Genomic DNA, 17,842 nt, shown 5'->3' with positions numbered 1-17,842 from the left:
AAACATCCTTTTTATTTTTATTATTGAACTGTAGTATTTACATCATTATCATCATAGCTTACCCAATCACTAAAACTTCCAGAGTAAACTTTATGCTTTATTCCGCTTTCGCTAAGTGCTAAACTGTTAGGACAAGCAGTTATACCAGATCCGCAATAAACTATTACTTCGTCAAATTTATTTAACTTTTCAAAATGTTTTTTTAAATCTTCTACAGATTTTATATTTACGCTATCACCATTTTTTTCTAATATATCCATCCAGAAATAATTCATCGCACTAGGAATATGACCAGCTTTTCTATCTACAGGTTCAAATTCACCTAAGTATCTTTTATGTTCTCTAGAGTCTATTATAGCAACGCCATCTTTATACAATCTTTCTTTTACATAGTTCATATCAACTCTCATTGAATCATTTATATCAACTACAAACTCTCCATTTTTAGAAACTGTAGGAACTTCATTATTAGTATCTCCGCCAATTTCAATGAATGCATTTATTCCACCGTCTAAAACATATACCTTATCATGACCTAGATACTTTAAAGTCCACCATAGTCTAGATGGCCCAGCTAAATCTCCTTCATCATAGCAAACAACTACTGAATCATTATTTATGCCTAAGTTTTCAAAAGTACTTTTTAATTCGTCCACAGTAGGAAGTGGATGTCTACCTCCGTGTTCTTGAACTTTACTAGATAATTCAGTTTCTAGGTCAATTCTAACTGCACCTTTTATATGATTTTTTCATAACTTTTTTACCATATTCTTTATCCATTAAGTCAAATCTGCAATCGACAATAACTAGGTTTTCATTATTTAAATTTTCTTTTAACCATTTAGCATTAACTAAGTTTGTCATAAATGCCCTCCTAAATATTAAATTTTATGTAATTGTTTTCACAACTTATGTAAATAATATATACTTAGATTGAGTAATTTTCAATAGTTTATGAAATTTACTTAAAATACAGAAAATAATAACTTTTTAATATCTGAAAAAAACGTTTAACTAATTTGTTTTAATATGTTAGAATATGGGTAAAGAAGAAATATTGTATACCACATACATCAATACAATTAAAGGGACAATTAGGAGGCAAAAATATGAAATTTTCTTCAAGAATAAAATCAGTAGAAGCTTCAACTATAATGGAGCTATTAACTTATGCAGCACAAGCTAAAAAACAAGGGAAAAAAGTATATCATTTAAATATAGGGCAACCAGATATTAAAACTCCGGAAAACTTTTTCGAAGCAATAGCTAACAACAAAGAAGAAGTTTTAGAGTATGCTTTATCAGAAGGTTTACATGAACTTAGAGAAGCTATACAAAAATACTACAGAGAATATGATATAAACTTTGATTTAGAAGATATATTAATATTAAACGGTGGTAGTGAAGCTTTATTCTTTACAATGTTAACTATATGTAATGAAGGAGAGAACATATTAGTACCTGAACCATTCTATTCAAACTATAATAGTTTTGCAAATGCAGTTGGAGTTGAAATCAAGCCAATAACTACTTTTGCTGAAAACGGATTCCACTTACCTTCTAAAGAGGAAATCGTATCTAAGATAGATGGAAACACTCGTGCTATATTATTCTCAAACCCAGGAAACCCAAGTGGAGTAGTTTACACTAAAGAAGAAATAAACATGATATCTGATATAGCTAGAGAACATGATTTATGGATAATAGCAGATGAAGTCTATAGAGAGTTTGTATATGAGGGAGACTACACTAGTTTAGGAAATGTTAAAGAAGTAGAAGATAGAGTTATAATAGTAGATAGTGTATCTAAAAGATATAGTGCATGTGGATCTAGAATAGGTTCTTTAGCTTCTAAAAACAAAGAATTTATGGGTGAAATATTAAAGCTTTGTCAAGCTAGATTATCAGTTCCTACATTAGAACAAATTGGAGCAGTAGAACTTTACAAAACTCCAAATTCTTACTTAACAGAAGTAAATGAAGAGTATAGAGAAAGAAGAGATGTTTTATACAATGAACTTGTAAAGGTTCCTGGTGTTATATGTAAAAAGCCAACAGGAGCATTCTATATAGTAGCTAAGTTACCAGTTAAGAGCGCTGATGATTTTGTTAAATGGATGCTAAGCGATTTTGAAATCGATGGAGAGACAGTAATGCCTTGTCCTGCTGAAGGATTCTATAAAACTAAAGGTCTTGGAGTTGACGAGATAAGACTTGCTTATATATTAAATAAAGAAGACTTATCAAAAGCAGCTAAGATATTAAAAGAAGGATTAGAAGCTTACCTAAAATTAGATAGATAATAAATAAATGCAAAAAAAGGCCTATACTAAATGTATAGGCCTTTTTGATTTTTATAATGATTTACAATTTATTAATTATAGGTAATTGTAATAGTTATATATACAAATTTATTTAATAGATTTAATATAGGGGTGAAAATTTGAAATTTGAATTATGTTTACAAGTTTTGTGTGGAGTATTTTGGAGTATAGCTTATATTTTGATAATACATAAAAGTTTTAAAGATAAAACTTATGGAATGCCTTTATTTGCACTAAGTCTTAATTTAGCTTGGGAGTTTACTTTTAGCTTTATATATCCTCCAGGAGATTTAGTTTTTGCCAAAATAATATTTTTAACTTGGTTTTACTTGATTTAATAATATTATATACTTTTTTCAAATATGGATATAAATCTAGGAAATATATAGGTATTATAAGTAAAAAATCACTATATATTTTTACTGTACTTATTTTAGCTTGTTCGATATTATTTATGATTTTATCTGTGAATGATTTTTCAATATTATTTAATAATGATATAACTCAGACATCAGGGTTTATTGCAAATATACAAAACTTAATCATGTCTATATTGTTTGTAAGTATGCTTTTGAATAGAGGCAATACTTCAGGACAGTCTATCTATATAGCTATATTTAAATGGATGGGAACATTGACTATTGCTATTTTAAAATTTACTAATATGTTACCATCAATAACTACTGAATTATTTATAATAGCTTTAATTCAATTCTTTGATATACTATACATTTATTTAATCTATAAATTTTCAAAGAGAAAAAATGCTTTAAATTAAGTATAAAATAAGATATAAACTCTTATGAAACTTGAAAAACTTATAGGATTAATATAAAATTTAAAATATGTAAAATAAAATTTAGGGAGGGATGAGTATGTATAGAGATAGTTTTAATGAGGGAGTAAATAGACTTGGAACAAACGCTGTTAAATATGATAAATACAAAGAAAATTTCAATACAAATGAAGATGACATAATTCCTATGTGGATTGCAGATATGGATTTTAAAAATTGTGATGAAATAACTAAAGCATTACAAAATAAACTATCTACAGGAAATTTAGGATATGATACAGTTAATGGTTATTATGAATCTGTTGTAAAATGGATGAGAAATAGACATAATGTAGATATAAATGTGGAAGATGTAGTATATACTCCAGGAGTAGTAACTGCTATAAACTTCTTACTGAAAATTTTAATAAAAGAAAATGATAAGGTATTAGTTCAATCTCCTGTTTACCATTCATTTTTTAGAGTGTTAAATGAAAATAAATGTGATGTAGTTCAAAGTGAATTATTTATAAAAAACAATAGATATGAAATAGATTTTGATGAGTTTGAAAATAAAATATCTACAGGCGTTAAAGTTCTTATATTATGCAATCCTCATAATCCAATCGGAAGAGTATGGACTAAAGAAGAACTAGAAAGAATAGTAGAAATATGTGAAAGTTATAAAGTTTTTATAATAAGTGATGAAATACATTCAGATCTAGTATTTAAAGGATACAAACATACTTCATTGACAACAGTAGCACCTTATTATAAAGATAATATAGTAACTTTAACAGCTCCTAGTAAAACGTTTAACTTAGCTGGGTTGTATGTTTCAAATGCTATTATAACTGATGAAAAATTAAGAAGCAGATATAAAGAACTATTCAGCACAACTCCTAATGTTTTAGGTGCGGAGGCTTTAATTGCAGCATATAACAAAGGAGAAACATGGCTTGAAGAGTTGCTTGAATATATAGAAAGTAACTACAATTATGTATTAAAATTTGTAAATGAAAATGTACCTAAAATTAAAGTAATAAAGCAAGAAGGAACATTTTTAACTTGGTTAGACTGTAGAGAATTGGGATTATCGGATGAAGAATTAGAAAGATTTTTCCTTGAAAAAGCTAAATTAGCACTAAGTACTGGAACAGCTTTTGGAAAAGGTGGCAGTGGATTTATGAGAATGAATATAGGGTGCCCGATATCTACTGTTAAAGAAGCTTTAGAAAGATTAAAAAATGCAGTAGATAATATATAAATTTGGAGGTAAGTATGCTAGAACAATTACTAGAGATAAAGGTAAATGACGTTATAACAGTTGTTGGAGCTGGAGGCAAAACATCTTTGATAACTTATCTAAGTAAACAACTCTCTAGTGAACATAGTGTTTTACTAACTACGACAACAAAAATATATATTCCAAAATCAAGTGACTATAACAATATTATACTAACTGATAAGAGTAATACCTTTATCTTGGATAAAGGTATTACTCTTTGTGGTAAATATATAAATGAAGAAAATAAAGTAGTTGGATTAAACTATGAAAAACTAGATGAATTTATAAATAAGTTTGATATAAGTTTGATTGAAGGTGATGGATCCAAAAGAAAAAAGTTAAAGGGATGGAGATATGATGAGCCTTTAGTTCATCCTAAAACAACTAAAAATATTGGCGTTTTAGATATAACTGCATACGATATGTATATAAGTAATAAATATATACATAGATTAGATGAATTTTTAAAAATTTGTGGAGAAGTAGAAAGCAGAATTACTTTAGAGAATCTTAAAAACATAGTTCTAAATAGAAATGGATTATTTAAAAATTCAATTGGAGAAAAAATATTATTTATAAATAAAGTAGATAATGAAAAAAGGGAAAAATTAGCTGATAAGCTTATTAGTATGATAAAGAAAGAAGATGAAAGTATAAAAATAATATATGGAAGTTTAATCAAAAACTTCTATAAGGAAGGTTAATATGATTAGTGCTATAGTAATGGCCTCTGGATTTTCAAGACGAATGGGAGAAAATAAATTATTAATGGATTTCAATGGAAAGACAATAATAGAAAATACATTTGAAGCTTTAAAAAAATGTGACTTTAAAGAAGTTATAGTGGTCAGTCAGTATGAAGAAGTTTTAAAAATTGCAAACAAATATCAATTTAAATTTGTATTAAATGATAATGCGCAGATAGGTCAAAGTGAATCTATAAAGTTAGGGATAAGAAATAGTGGTAAATACGATGGATATATGTTTTTTGTAGGAGATCAGCCATTAATAAACAATGATGATCTAAAAGAACTTATTAATGAATTTGAAAGAAAAAAAGAATATATAGTTATACCAAGATATGATAATAAAACTGGGAACCCAGTTATATTTCCAGCGTGTTTAAAGAATAATTTATTGAGTTTAAAAAATGATGAAAAAGGTAAAAAAGTTATTAATGAATATGATAAAATAAAGTATGTAAATGTAAGTAAATACACACTTTTAGATGTGGATACAAAATTAGATTATGAAAACTTAAAAAACTTAAAAGGCAACTAGGGGAGGGTATATGAAACAAATAAAAACAGTTGATGCCATAGGACATGTGTTATGTCATGATATAACACAAATAATACCAGGTGAATTTAAGGGAAGAGCATTTAAAAAAGGACATATAGTAAAAGAAGAAGACATAGAAAAACTTTTATCATTGGGGAAAGATCATCTATATGTATTTGAAAATGTTGAAGGCATGGTGCATGAAAATGATGGAGCTATATTCTTAAAAGATTTAACTGCAGGCGAAAATTTAGAATTCAGTGAAATCAAAGAAGGAAAAATAGACTTTATATCTACAGTTGATGGTCTTTTGAAAATAGATATTGAAAGACTGTTTAAGCTAAACTGTATTGATGATATAATGATGTCAACTTTACACAATAATTACAAAGTACACAAAGGGATTAAGGTTGCAGGAACAAGAGTTATACCTTTAATGGTAGAACAAGAGAAGTTAGAAAAAGCTAAACTTGTTGTAGGCGACGATAAATTAATAAAAGTTGTTCCATTTAAGAATAAGAAAGTAGGAATAGTAACTACAGGTAATGAAGTTTATTATAAGAGAATTGTAGATAAATTTGGACCTATAATGAAAGATAAAATGGATTCTTATGGATGCGAAGTATTAGGACAGATAGTTTGTCCAGATAACACGGAAATGATTAAAGATGCAATAGATAACTTTTTAAACCAGGGTGCAGATATTATACTTTGCACAGGGGGAATGAGTGTAGACCCAGATGACTTAACTCCGGCAGCTATAAAAATGTCTGGAGCTGAGATTGTAACATATGGTTCACCGATACTTCCTGGGGCTATGTTTTTATTAAGTTATAAAAAAGACACAGCGATTCTTGGTATACCAGGGTGCGCTATGTATGCGAAAACTACTGTTTTAGATGTTGTATTACCGAGAATTTTAATAGATGAGAAATTAACAAAAGAAGATATAGCAAGATATGGGCATGGAGGTCTTTGCATGAGCTGCGATATATGTACATATCCTGCTTGTAACTTTGCTAAATAGATATAAAACATAGAAAGGGATCTTAAATAGATACCTTTCTATATTTTTTGTGTAATTTCAACTTATACAGAATAAACTTATTGATTCTATAGAGTTGACTAAGTTACAATTTTGTTATATCATTAGAAGAGTTGTAAAATTTTATAAATTTTAGTAGTAGAAAGGAAATATGCGAATGTTACAAGTTACTAATGTAGGACTTAGATTTGGTGATAAAGAGTTATTCAAAGATGTTAACTTAAAATTCACTAAAGGAAATTGTTACGGGATAATAGGAGCTAATGGTGCAGGAAAATCAACTTTCCTTAAAATATTAGCTGGTGATATAGAAGCAAATACTGGAAATGTATCTATAACTGAAAAAGAAAGAATGTCAGTTCTTAGACAGGACCACTTCAAATACGAAGAAAACACAGTTTTAGATGTTGTTATAATGGGACATGCTAGACTATACGAAATAATGAAAGAAAAAGATGAATTATACATGAAGGCAGACTTCTCAGAAGAAGATGGTATAAAAGCTGCTGAACTTGAAGGTGAGTTTGCTGAACTTGATGGATGGGATGCAGAAACTAATGCAGAAAAATTATTAATGGGTCTTGGTATAACTAAAGATGTTCATTACAAGCAAATGAAGGAATTAACAGGTGGAGATAAAGTTAAGGTATTATTAGCTCAAGCTTTATTTGGTAAGCCAGAAATACTAATAATGGACGAACCTACAAACCACTTAGACTTCCAATCAATAAACTGGTTAAATAACTTTATAATGGATTTAGAAGATTCTATAGTTATAGTTGTATCACATGATAGACACTTCTTAAACCAAATATGTACAAACATAGTTGACGTTGACTTTGGTAAAATACAAATGTATGTTGGTAACTATGACTTCTGGTATGAGTCAAGCCAATTAGCATTACAATTAGCTAAAGATCAAAATAAAAAAGCTGAAGAAAAAATAGCTCAATTAAAAGAGTTCATCGCAAGATTCAGTTCAAATGCTTCTAAAGCTAAGCAAGCAACTTCTAGAAAGAAACAATTAGATAAATTAGAAGTAGAAGATATACAACCATCAAGAAGAAGATATCCTTATGTAGGATTTACTCCTGAAAGAGAAATAGGAAACGAAGTTTTAGAAGTAAACAACTTAACTAAGACTGTAGATGGAGTTAAAGTATTAGACAACGTATCTTTCAGATTAGATAGAGAAGATAAAGTAGCATTCTTAGGAGATGAGATAGCTATAACTACATTATTCAACATAATAATGGGTGAAGATACAGCTGATAGTGGAGATTTCAAATGGGGAGTAACAACTTCTCAAAGTTACCTTCCTAAAAACCACAATAAATACTTTGATGGTGTAGAATACTCATTAGTTGACTGGTTAAGACAATACTCTGAAGAAAAGAGTGAAAGTTTCATAAGAGGATTCTTAGGTAGAATGTTATTCTCTGGAGAAGAAGCTTTAAAAGAAGCTCAAGTTTTATCTGGAGGAGAAAAAGTTAGATGTATGTTATCTAAGTTAATGTTATCAAACGCTAACGTTTTAGTATTAGATGATCCAACTAACCACTTAGACTTAGAGAGTATAACTTCTGTAAATAAAGGTTTAGAGAAGTTCTCAGGAGTATTAGTATTTAACTCTCATGACCAAGAGATGATACAAACTCTTGCAAATAGAATAATAGAGATAACTCCTAACGGAATAATGGATAGAAAAACTACTCTTGATGAGTATTTAGATAATAAAGAAATACAAAAGCAATTAAAAGAAATGTACGGAGATGCAAAGAAATAATTGCTGATGATTATTTAAAGGCACTTAATGTGTAATTAGATAGTATTAAAAGTTATATGTTAACTTTTAATACTATCTAACACAGGAGGTGCTTTTTTTATGCAATTGAAAGATGCGATTGAAGAATTTTTACTTGAAATAGACAGAAGAGATAGTAGTAAAGAAACTATTAGGAGTTAGAGCAATTCACTTAAAATCTTTAATAATCATATTTGTGATAGTACAAAACTAGATAACATAAAAGCTATTAACATTAAAGAGTTTGCAAAGTTTAATAAAGATAGATATTAATAAATAAGAACTAAAAGAAAAGGTAAGTAGATTTATAATTAGACAGTTAAGGATATAACGCTAATAATTATAACTTTGGTGAGAGTGCATCTAATATTAATGTTTATGGAATGGTTTGTTAATCATTTCTACGGATACAAATTAATTTTAAAAAATAAAAATGTAAATAAGGTTAATAACTTGTAACATTTAATATATTATCCTAATATAAATCAGTTCTTTATGAAGTGATTTTGATTTAAGTAATTAAATTTTTCGTTTTTGAAACTTCCTGAAAAATAGGATGGGTGAGTTGTGTCCCTTCCTTAGTAGCTTACAATAGCATTGGTGGTGAAACTTCACGGACGAGGCTAATAAAATAAATTGAGAAGTAAACCATATCTATTAGAAGAAGGATGCACTTACGAGTGTATTCTTTTTTATTTTGCATTTAAATGGTATAATATGGATATTAATTAGTATAAGGGGGCTACTATGAAATACTATATAGAACAAATTGAAGAAGATATAAAAAAATGCAAGGATGTATATGACGGTAATTATGGAGATTTGGATGAAGATGAACTGATATATAGGTATGATATGAATGAAATAGCCAATACTTGTATGGAAATGATTGGATATTATGGGGATGATATAGAGTTTCCAAATTTCGTATACAACAAATGTGATGAAGAAAGTCTGTATATGATAATGAGATTACTAGATAAGCATAGGCGTTATATGCTAGATAGAGCAGAAGATGAAAAATATAGAAAAGAAATAGCAAATTATAAAGAAAGAATAAGTATATATGAAAATAGTATAAATGGATTAGAAAGACAAATAGAGCTTCTTAAAGAAAATATAAACACGATTACATATAGCAAACAAGCAATAAATATTTTTGCGACACAAACACAAATGCAAGAAGTTGCAACAACAGTAGATATAGATAACAATATAGAAAATAAGTTTGAATATGCTAGAGAACAACTTTTAAAAGATAAAGATATAGAGGATAGAGATGAATTATTAGAGAAAATAAAGGAACTAGAAATTATATATAATGAAGAAACAGCACCTACTGATAAAAAAGAAAAGGCTAGAAAAGTGTTATCTTGGGTGGGCGATAAAAGTTACAAAGGTATGCAACTATTGATACCATTAATACAATCTATAATAGAAACTAGCAATTAAATTGAGGTGGGTAAATTATGGATATTACAAATATAATGAATACTGTTGAAAATTCAACTTTACTATCAACTCTTGCTGGTGCATTAGTAGGTTCTATAATGGGAGGAATTATAACTTGGGGAGTTACATCAAGTTCATTAAAGAAACAACTGAAGTATCAAAAAGAAATTATAGATTTACAAGAAACAAAAAAAGAAAAGATGGTACTTGTAACTTTAAAAAGTGAGATATATGATAATTTAACTAAATTAGATATTATGAAAAAAACTTTGGATGAAACAGAAGAAAGTTTAGATTTGGAAAAAGAAAATATGAAGGATTTATTAAAAGAAGATTATTGGAAACAGTATAGACATATGTTAGGTTATATGGATAATATAGATTTTAAAAATGAATTGCTAGGATTTTATAATTTAATTGATATTTTTAAATCCTTTGGATGTATAACTGTAGAATATATGAATACTATTACAGAAAAAGGTGAAGAACTTATATGTTCAATAGATGCATTATTAAGTGAATACAATACTTAATGTTACAAATTAAAATGAAAATGTATAATAATAAGTTAGGCTAACATAAAGGCTTAAGTTAGATAGAATATTAAATATATAATATTTAAAGTTGAGTACTATATAAGTTAATGGTATCAAACGCTAACGTTTTAGTATTAGATGATCCAACTAACCACTTAGACTTAGAGAGTATAACTTCTGTAAATAAAGGTTTAGAGAAGTTCTCAGGAGTATTAGTATTTAACTCTCATGACCAAGAGATGATACAAACTCTTGCAAATAGAATAATAGAGATAACTCCTAACGGAATAATGGATAGAAAAACTACTCTTGATGAGTATTTAGATAATAAAGAAATACAAAAGCAATTAAAAGAAATGTACGGAGATGCAAAGAAATAATTGCTGATGATTATTTAAAGGCGCTTAATGCTTATTAGATAGTATTAAAACTTAATAATATAGATTTTGGAATACCTTTTATATTCGATAATATGAAGAACGTCTATGTTCTACTTTTTCAAATATAGGAGGTATTTTTTTAGAATTAATGTAAAATTATGGTATAATATGGGTTAAGAAATTATAGAAAGAGGTAATATTCTTGATTCTGTGATATACTGGTAATATGGTAGAACTTTCAAAACTGTAAAATATTCAACCAGAGTTGTTTATATTCACAAGCCAATTAGGGGGGCTACTGGGAATAGAAACTGAAGGTTAATTTAAGTGGAGAGTAGTTCGCAGATAAAAATATATTTAAAGAAAAAGGGGGATTTAACTTGGCTAAAATTGTAATTAAAAGTGAAATTTTAGAATGATGCTTTATATTTGGGATTCAGTACATCAAAAGGAAAAGATAGCAGATTCATTTTTTATAGGACTATCGGACCAACCGGATATGAAATATCTATATGATGAAGAATTTACAAAGGAATCTGTAAGAAAGGTACTTTCTGCAATTTCAAACAGAGAGCTTCTGAATAAACCAACAAAAAAGGAAAGTAGATACTGGAACAAACATATGTGGATGCTTGAAGATTTGGAATTTACAAATATGATGATAGCACCAGTAAAGCAGCTTAACTTAGATGATATGGAAGATAAATTAAGTAAGGAAGAATATGAGGTAATATTTATTCCAGGACATATGGATGAATATTATATTGATGAAAATAAATTAATAATCAATTTCTTTAATATTACAGTAGATTTATTTGGGGAAGGGCCAGTAACAATAGCAGGAAAACCATTTAAGGAATATATAGAGGAAAAGCTTCTTAGCATGTAACTAGGAGCGATTAAATACTCATAAGGTTATATAGTAATTAAATAATTAAGATTTGTCTAATCTATATTATTTATGTACTGTGAAACAAGACCAGCAAATTTTGCTGGTCTTTATTTCTTGCATATTACACTTAGAATTTATAACTTCTAAGGGAATAATGTGTAGAAAAACTACTCTTGATGAGTATTTAGATAATAAAGAAATACAAAAGCAATTAAAAGAAATGTACGGAGATGCAAAGAAGTAATTTAATTGTACATTATATAAGTTTTATAAAATTATGAATCAATATACTGAATTATTGATTAAATAAAATATGCATTGACGAATTATTATTTAGTTGTTAAACTAATTCTAAATTATTGTTTAGATTATAAATAAAAATTTAGAATTAGGTATAAAAAATAAAAGGGGGCAACAATAGTGAATATAAGAAATGCAACTATAGAAGATTTACAAGTAATCACTGAGGTTGAATCAAGATGCTTTCCTGAAGCAGAAGCAGCTTCAGAAAATGATTTCAGAAAAAGATTAAGTGTATATCCTAGTCATTTTTGGCTTTTAGAAGATAATAATAAAGTTATTGGATTTGTAAATGGTATGGTTACAGATGAATCAATTCTACGAGATGAGATGTTTGAGGATGCTAGCCTACACAATGAAAATGGTCAGTGGCAAATGATTTTTGGTGTAAATACTATACCAGAGTATCGTAGACAAGGTTGTGCAGAAAAAATAATTAGTAAGGTTATTTCAGATGCTAAAAATCAAGGTCGTAAAGGATTAGTGCTTACATGTAAAGATAAATTACTTCATTATTATGAAAAATTTGGATTTAAAAATGAAGGTATATCTGAATCAACACATGGTGATGCAGTATGGTATGATATGCGTTTAACGTTTTAATACAATGTGAATTATATCTATAAATAGATTTAAAATAAAATATAGAATTTATTCTAAAAAATAAGTGCTATAATAACCTGACTATAGCACTTATTTTTTATTGGAAATATAGTAGTATATATGGATTAATATACAAAAAGGTATGAAAATGCTCAGAGTATTAATATTTAACTATCATCAACAAGAGATGACATAAACTCTTGCAAATAGAATAATAGATAGAAAAACTATTCTTGATGAATTTTTAGATAATAAAGAAATACAAAAGCAATGTACGGAGATGCAAAAATAATTTAATTTTAAATTAATAAAAACACTCAATCTATAATTTATAGATTGAGTGTTTTTTATATTTAAAAATTATTACAACTATCCATTTACTATTTCTCCACCGTTTACATGTATAGTTTGACCAGTTATAAAAGATGCGTCTTCACTGGCTAAAAATACATAAGCACCAGAACACTCTAGTGGTTGACCAGCTCTTTTCATTGGGTTATTACTACCGAATTTTGCAACCTCTTGTTCAGAAAAACTTGAAGGTATCAATGGAGTCCATATAGGTCCTGGAGCTACTGCATTAACTCGTATTCCTTTTGTTGCTAGTTGCATAGATAAAGATCTAGTGAATGTTGTTAATGCTCCTTTAGTCATAGAGTAGTCTAATAGTGTTTCATGTCCATGATATGCAACTACAGATGTTGTATTTATTACACTATCACCACATTGTAAATGAGGCAGTACAGCTTTTGTTAGATAAAATGCTCCATAGACATTAGTTTTAAAAGTTTTATCAAATTGCTCATCATCTATGTCAGTTAAGTTTTGTTGTGTGTATTGTACTGCTGAATTATTTATTAATATATTTATTTTTTTATATTCTTTTAAAGTAGCATCTACAGCTTCTTTACAAAACTTGCTTTCTTGTATGTCACCTTTAATTAAAAGGCATTTTCGACCCTCATCTTCAACCTTTTTCTTTGTGAACATAGCATCATCATCTTCGTTATAGTATATTATACTTATGTCACATCCTGATTTTGCAAAAGCAATAGAAACAGCTCTTCCTATTCCGCTATCTCCACCACTAATAATAGCTACTTTATCTTTTAACCTATCGTTTGGTTTATTATATAAGGGACTGTCATATATAGGACTTGGTGCCATTTTATACTCAAACCCAGGTTGGCAATCTTGATGTTGCTTTGGAAATGAAGTTGGAAAAACCATAATCTTATTCTCCTTTTAAAATTTAGTATATGATTATGATTTCCATGTGAGTGTAAATTATTCTTATTGGAATATTAGTCAGTCTATATTTAAAATTAATCAATATTTAAAAAAGCTTCAAGAGATTTATTTATATCATCTTTGCATTCATAAAAAGCTCCATGACCTCCATCAGCCAAAGAAACTAGAGTAGCATTTTCTATTGTATCCCTCATATATTCAGCAAAAGAATATGGACACACGGTGTCATGTACACCATGAAATATTAGAGTAGGTACTTTTATCTTAGATAAATCATTAAATAGTTCTTCATCTCTAAGTGCATATAGTGAATTTATACTAGACCACCCAGCAGCTTCTAAACACATGTCAAAAAACCAGTCTAATATTCCTTGATTAGTAAATTTATAGAAAAATGATTCAGATGTAGTTCTTATTGCCTGAGGGCTATCATTTTTAAAATTATCTATAATACTGTTTACTTGATCTATAGTATATCCATATGGCCAACTAATAGATTTGGTCCATCTAGGAACGGCAGCACTAAGCAAGCAGAGTTTAGATACTCCGTAACCATTAAATTTAGCCATGTATCGTGAGCATATTGAACCACCCATAGAATGACCCATTAACAAATAACCTTACATTTTTTTCTACTCTAATAAAATATTTCATAATATACCTCCCGTATATGTTGTCCTTATATATTATGGTAGTTTGTATATATTTGTTAATGAATTAAAAAAAGCACTCTTTAAATAGAGTGCTTTTTATTATATAAACCTATGCGGTAGGTTTTTTCTTTTTATTTTTACTACTAATTCCACCATTTATACGGATATAATCGCTATGAACAGACTTAACAACTCCAGTAAGAGCTAATAAACCAATTAAGTTAGGAATAACCATTAATCCATTGAACATATCAGACATTGTCCACACTATTGATACTTCACCTAATGTACCAAGTAATACACAAACAGCTACAAGTAATCCATAAATTTTAACTGCTTTTGTACCAAATAGATATTTGATATTAGCTTCTCCGAAGAAGTACCATCCGATTATAGTAGAGAATGCGAAGAAGAACATACAAATAGCTATAAATATATCTCCAAACTTACCAAACACTGATGAAAATCCTGCTTGAGTAAGAGCAGTTCCTATAAGAGAAGCATCTGGAGTAACAGAGCGTGTTGTAATTATAACTAAAGCGGTTAGGTTTAATATAACAAAAGTATCTATAAATACTCCCATCATAGCAACAAATCCTTGTTCTGAAGGATAGTCAACTTTTGCAACTGCATGAGCATGAGGAGTAGATCCCATACCAGCTTCGTTAGAGAATAATCCACGTGCTACACCTTTACTCATAGCTTTTTGAATAGTAGCTCCTATAACACCACCTGCTATTGATTGAGGTGCAAAAGCTCCTACAAATATCTCTTCAAATGCTAAAGGAATATTTTTGAAATTAACTAATATGACAATTAAAGCTCCTATAATATAAAATAATGCCATAATTGGAACTATTGTTTCTGTAACCTTTGCTATTCTACTTATTCCACCAGAGAATACTGCTATTGATATTAAAGCTAGTACAATACCTATAATAAGCGGATTTATCCCAAATGCTGTCTTAAAAGCATCTGCTATAGAATTAGATTGAACTGCATTTCCCATAAAGCCTAAGGCTAATATAATAAATATAGCAAAAAAACTAGCCAGGACTTTACCGAATTTGCCTTTGAATGCTGCTTCTATGTAGTAAACTGGTCCACCTGTTACTGTGCCGTCTTCACCTATTTTTTTATATTTTTGAGCCATTGTTGCTTCAGCGTAAATTGTTGCCATACCGAAAAATGCACTAACCCACATCCAAAATATTGCACCAGGACCTCCAACAGCTATTGCAGTAGCGGCACCTGCTAAGTTACCAGTACCTACTTGAGCAGCTATTGCAGTTGCTAATGATTGAAATTGAGACATTCCATCTTTATCAGCTTTTTCACCTTTTTTAAATAATCCACCAAAAGTTCTTCTAAAACCTTCTCCAAAACCTCTAATTTGAATGAATTTTAATTGGAATGTGTACCATACACCTGTTCCTACAAGCAAGAATAGCAAAATATTCTTATCCCACAAAACACCATTTACAGATTCTACAATTTTTGTTAATAACTCCAATACAACACAACCCCCTTGGTATTTTTATTTTGCATACTATTTTGAATTAAATATGCTTAATATATATCAAAGAATTTTTTCAGTGCGTAGTTATAAAGATAAAATAAAAAGAAAAATTCTGTGATAACGACAATAAGTTTAAGTGGTGACAATCTAAGAAGTTATTTTTAAGATTAAATTTGAAGTGATATTGAAAAAATTAAGTTTAAAAAGTTATTTTAATTATATTGTATATCTGTTTATTTTATCTGCAATATAAATTGCAATTTATATAAATAAAGTAAAAATAAGTAAATTTATTAATAAAAAAACTCTTTATAGATATAAAGAGTAATTTAATAAGATAATGAAAATTATAATTAAAACTATAAAATCAACTTGGTTAGATTTGCTAACTCCGGTTTGGCACCAATGACCAAAATGCTCACAGTTATTAAAAATTATATTGAAATTTTGTTCTCCAATACGTGAATTAGCTCTTTTTACAACTTCAAAAGGTTCTGTAAAATTATTTTTAAACTTACAAACCTTAAAGCTTTCATTACCGGCTAAAAATCTATCCATAGTAGTTTTTCTAATACACATTTTACGTAAAAACTTGTCATCGATTTTTCCATCATAATGTATAACGCAATCATCATTTATATATATGCCAAAATGCTTATACAATCCATGATCTGAACATATTAAGTCTCCATAATTAGCATTAGACATAAAAAATCCTCCTAAAATCATATATAAGTAAATTATGATTTTAAGAGGAGAATGTTACTATGCTATTGATTTAAATCCTTCACCTAATACTTCATGAACATCACTAACGATTATGAATGCTGATGGGTCTATATTTTTTATTACTTTTTTTAGATGAACTTCTTGTTTTTTAGAAACAACTACTAATAAAACATTTTTATCTTCATTAGTATAGCCTCCTTTACCTTGAAGGAAAGTTACACCTCTATCAAGTTCTTTAGTTATTCCATCTCTTAAAATATCAGACTGATTAGATATAATCATGAATGCTTTTGAGTAGTTAAGACCAGAAACAATAGCATCAACTATTTTAACTACGATGTAAAGTGCTACCCCTGAGTAAAGAGCTGTTTCTAAATTTTTACTAGCAAAACCAGCAGATATAACAACCATACCATCTAATATAATCATAAACTTTGCAAGAGGAATATTTGGAAAAGCTCTATTTAGCATAAGTGCAATAAGATCTGTTCCTCCTGTAGAAGCATCCATTTTAAGGACTATACCAAGGCCGACACCAAGACATAGGGCACCTGATATAGAACATAATAGGACATCTTTTGTTATGTCAAAGTTGGATAAAGATGATGTAATACCTAATATTATAGAAAATACAGTCATTCCAATAAGTGTTTTTATAGAATCTTTAATTCCTAATATCTTAATTGAAAATATTACTAAAGGAATACCTATAGCAAGCATTACAACAGGAATAGGAAGGCCTGTAAGTTTTCCTAATACTAATGAAAGACCGCTAAGTCCTCCGGGTGCAATTGTATAGGGTTTAAAAAACATATTTATTCCCACACTCATAAAAATAGATCCAACTAACAGTCCTAAAGACTGAAATAAAAAAACTTTAAAAACGTTTTTCTTCATAAAACACCTCACAAAAATATTTGACATTATCCATAGAGTATAGTATAACAAAAATTTACTTATAAAGGGAATATGTTTTCATTAGTGGAAATTTTAAAATAATTTGAAATAAT

General features: G+C 28.4%; 17 protein-coding genes and 2 pseudogenes. 12 read left to right on the top strand and 7 right to left on the bottom strand.

The genetic code is table 11. The annotated features are described in order from the left end of the window. Positions 1–20: 20 nt before the first annotated feature. Positions 21–722: a sulfurtransferase gene (locus LEQ07_RS06160; RefSeq protein ID WP_263329991.1), complete on the bottom strand. Its 702-nt coding sequence runs from the start codon at positions 720–722 to the stop codon at positions 21–23. Position 723: 1 nt separating this feature from the next. Beyond that, the gene (locus tag LEQ07_RS06155; protein ID WP_263329925.1) at positions 724–864 is read right to left on the bottom strand and encodes a hypothetical protein; all 141 of its coding nucleotides are present in this window, start codon (positions 862–864) and stop codon (positions 724–726) included. 245 nt (positions 865–1,109) lie between these two features. Between LEQ07_RS06155 and LEQ07_RS06150 the strand changes: the two genes are divergently transcribed. The 12 genes and pseudogenes from LEQ07_RS06150 to LEQ07_RS06090 all read left to right on the top strand — a co-directional run bounded on the left by LEQ07_RS06150 (position 1,110) and on the right by LEQ07_RS06090 (position 12,680). Then, the gene (locus LEQ07_RS06150) at positions 1,110–2,303 is read left to right on the top strand and encodes a pyridoxal phosphate-dependent aminotransferase (protein ID WP_046824046.1); all 1,194 of its coding nucleotides are present in this window, start codon (positions 1,110–1,112) and stop codon (positions 2,301–2,303) included. A gap of 140 nt (positions 2,304–2,443) precedes the next feature. Then, a pseudogene (locus LEQ07_RS22895) lies at positions 2,444–3,102 on the top strand (transmembrane-type terpene cyclase). Between the two features lie 97 nt (positions 3,103–3,199). Then, a complete protein-coding gene (locus LEQ07_RS06135) occupies positions 3,200–4,366 on the top strand; it encodes a MalY/PatB family protein (RefSeq protein ID WP_046824295.1) in 1,167 nt (388 codons plus the stop codon). Between the two features lie 14 nt (positions 4,367–4,380). After that, positions 4,381–5,091, top strand: coding sequence for a selenium cofactor biosynthesis protein YqeC (yqeC, locus tag LEQ07_RS06130; protein WP_046824296.1), 711 nt, complete (start codon positions 4,381–4,383; stop codon positions 5,089–5,091). 1 nt (position 5,092) lies between these two features. Beyond that, positions 5,093–5,668 (top strand): molybdenum cofactor cytidylyltransferase, encoded by a 576-nt coding sequence (mocA, locus tag LEQ07_RS06125; protein WP_263329922.1) that lies wholly within the window; start codon positions 5,093–5,095, stop codon positions 5,666–5,668. A gap of 10 nt (positions 5,669–5,678) precedes the next feature. Then, positions 5,679–6,695: a molybdopterin-binding protein gene (locus LEQ07_RS06120; protein ID WP_263329921.1), complete on the top strand. Its 1,017-nt coding sequence runs from the start codon at positions 5,679–5,681 to the stop codon at positions 6,693–6,695. Positions 6,696–6,870: 175 nt separating this feature from the next. Then, a complete protein-coding gene (locus LEQ07_RS06115) occupies positions 6,871–8,499 on the top strand; it encodes an ABC-F family ATP-binding cassette domain-containing protein (RefSeq protein WP_046824299.1) in 1,629 nt (542 codons plus the stop codon). A gap of 765 nt (positions 8,500–9,264) precedes the next feature. After that, complete coding sequence (locus tag LEQ07_RS06110; RefSeq protein ID WP_263329920.1) at positions 9,265–9,969, top strand: hypothetical protein; 705 nt, start codon at positions 9,265–9,267, stop codon at positions 9,967–9,969. Between the two features lie 17 nt (positions 9,970–9,986). Then, positions 9,987–10,502 carry a hypothetical protein gene (locus tag LEQ07_RS06105; RefSeq protein ID WP_263329919.1) on the top strand — a complete coding sequence of 172 codons (516 nt, stop codon included), beginning with the start codon at positions 9,987–9,989 and terminating at the stop codon, positions 10,500–10,502. A gap of 95 nt (positions 10,503–10,597) precedes the next feature. After that, a pseudogene (locus LEQ07_RS06100) lies at positions 10,598–10,885 on the top strand (ABC transporter ATP-binding protein); the annotation flags it as partial. A 415-nt stretch (positions 10,886–11,300) separates the two neighbouring features. Continuing rightward, a complete protein-coding gene (locus tag LEQ07_RS06095; RefSeq protein WP_046824310.1) occupies positions 11,301–11,774 on the top strand; it encodes a TDE2712 family protein in 474 nt (157 codons plus the stop codon). Between the two features lie 423 nt (positions 11,775–12,197). After that, a complete protein-coding gene (locus LEQ07_RS06090) occupies positions 12,198–12,680 on the top strand; it encodes a GNAT family N-acetyltransferase (protein WP_046824306.1) in 483 nt (160 codons plus the stop codon). Positions 12,681–13,049: 369 nt separating this feature from the next. On the opposite strand, the gene LEQ07_RS06085 is transcribed toward LEQ07_RS06090, so the two are convergent. The 5 genes from LEQ07_RS06085 to LEQ07_RS06065 form a co-directional block, all read right to left on the bottom strand. Beyond that, positions 13,050–13,910, bottom strand: a complete 861-nt coding sequence (locus LEQ07_RS06085; RefSeq protein WP_263329918.1) for an SDR family oxidoreductase — start codon at positions 13,908–13,910, stop codon at positions 13,050–13,052. A 95-nt stretch (positions 13,911–14,005) separates the two neighbouring features. After that, on the bottom strand, positions 14,006–14,539 hold the full coding sequence (locus tag LEQ07_RS06080) for an alpha/beta fold hydrolase (RefSeq protein WP_263329917.1): 534 nt from the start codon (positions 14,537–14,539) through the stop codon (positions 14,006–14,008). 154 nt (positions 14,540–14,693) lie between these two features. Then, positions 14,694–16,097 (bottom strand): alanine/glycine:cation symporter family protein, encoded by a 1,404-nt coding sequence (locus tag LEQ07_RS06075; protein ID WP_046824308.1) that lies wholly within the window; start codon positions 16,095–16,097, stop codon positions 14,694–14,696. A 315-nt stretch (positions 16,098–16,412) separates the two neighbouring features. After that, positions 16,413–16,811, bottom strand: a complete 399-nt coding sequence (locus LEQ07_RS06070) for a lecithin retinol acyltransferase family protein (protein ID WP_263329916.1) — start codon at positions 16,809–16,811, stop codon at positions 16,413–16,415. Between the two features lie 57 nt (positions 16,812–16,868). Continuing rightward, the gene (locus LEQ07_RS06065) at positions 16,869–17,729 is read right to left on the bottom strand and encodes a YitT family protein (protein WP_263329915.1); all 861 of its coding nucleotides are present in this window, start codon (positions 17,727–17,729) and stop codon (positions 16,869–16,871) included. Positions 17,730–17,842: the final 113 nt, after the last annotated feature.

It is taken from the genome of Paraclostridium sp. AKS73 (assembly GCF_025671395.1).
Lineage (GTDB): Bacteria > Bacillota > Clostridia > Peptostreptococcales > Peptostreptococcaceae > Paraclostridium > Paraclostridium benzoelyticum.
The sequence above is the reverse complement of the archived record's forward strand: the minus strand, read 5'-3'. Positions and strand labels throughout refer to the sequence as shown.

Bases quoted from the DNA above. Each gene is read 5' to 3' on its own strand.
- LEQ07_RS06115 (WP_046824299.1), top strand. From the start codon at position 6,871: ATGTTACAAGTTACTAATGTAGGACTTAGATTTGGTGATAAAGAGTTA.
- LEQ07_RS06155 (WP_263329925.1), bottom strand. From the start codon at position 864: ATGACAAACTTAGTTAATGCTAAATGGTTAAAAGAAAATTTAAATAAT.
- LEQ07_RS06105 (WP_263329919.1), top strand. From the start codon at position 9,987: ATGGATATTACAAATATAATGAATACTGTTGAAAATTCAACTTTACTA.
- LEQ07_RS06095 (WP_046824310.1), top strand. From the start codon at position 11,301: ATGATGCTTTATATTTGGGATTCAGTACATCAAAAGGAAAAGATAGCA.
- LEQ07_RS06135 (WP_046824295.1), top strand. From the start codon at position 3,200: ATGTATAGAGATAGTTTTAATGAGGGAGTAAATAGACTTGGAACAAAC.
- LEQ07_RS06150 (WP_046824046.1), top strand. From the start codon at position 1,110: ATGAAATTTTCTTCAAGAATAAAATCAGTAGAAGCTTCAACTATAATG.
- LEQ07_RS06070 (WP_263329916.1), bottom strand. From the start codon at position 16,811: ATGTCTAATGCTAATTATGGAGACTTAATATGTTCAGATCATGGATTG.
- mocA (WP_263329922.1), top strand. From the start codon at position 5,093: ATGATTAGTGCTATAGTAATGGCCTCTGGATTTTCAAGACGAATGGGA.
- LEQ07_RS06065 (WP_263329915.1), bottom strand. From the start codon at position 17,729: ATGAAGAAAAACGTTTTTAAAGTTTTTTTATTTCAGTCTTTAGGACTG.
- LEQ07_RS06080 (WP_263329917.1), bottom strand. From the start codon at position 14,539: ATGGGTCATTCTATGGGTGGTTCAATATGCTCACGATACATGGCTAAA.
- LEQ07_RS06110 (WP_263329920.1), top strand. From the start codon at position 9,265: ATGAAATACTATATAGAACAAATTGAAGAAGATATAAAAAAATGCAAG.
- LEQ07_RS06085 (WP_263329918.1), bottom strand. From the start codon at position 13,910: ATGGTTTTTCCAACTTCATTTCCAAAGCAACATCAAGATTGCCAACCT.
- yqeC (WP_046824296.1), top strand. From the start codon at position 4,381: ATGCTAGAACAATTACTAGAGATAAAGGTAAATGACGTTATAACAGTT.
- LEQ07_RS06120 (WP_263329921.1), top strand. From the start codon at position 5,679: ATGAAACAAATAAAAACAGTTGATGCCATAGGACATGTGTTATGTCAT.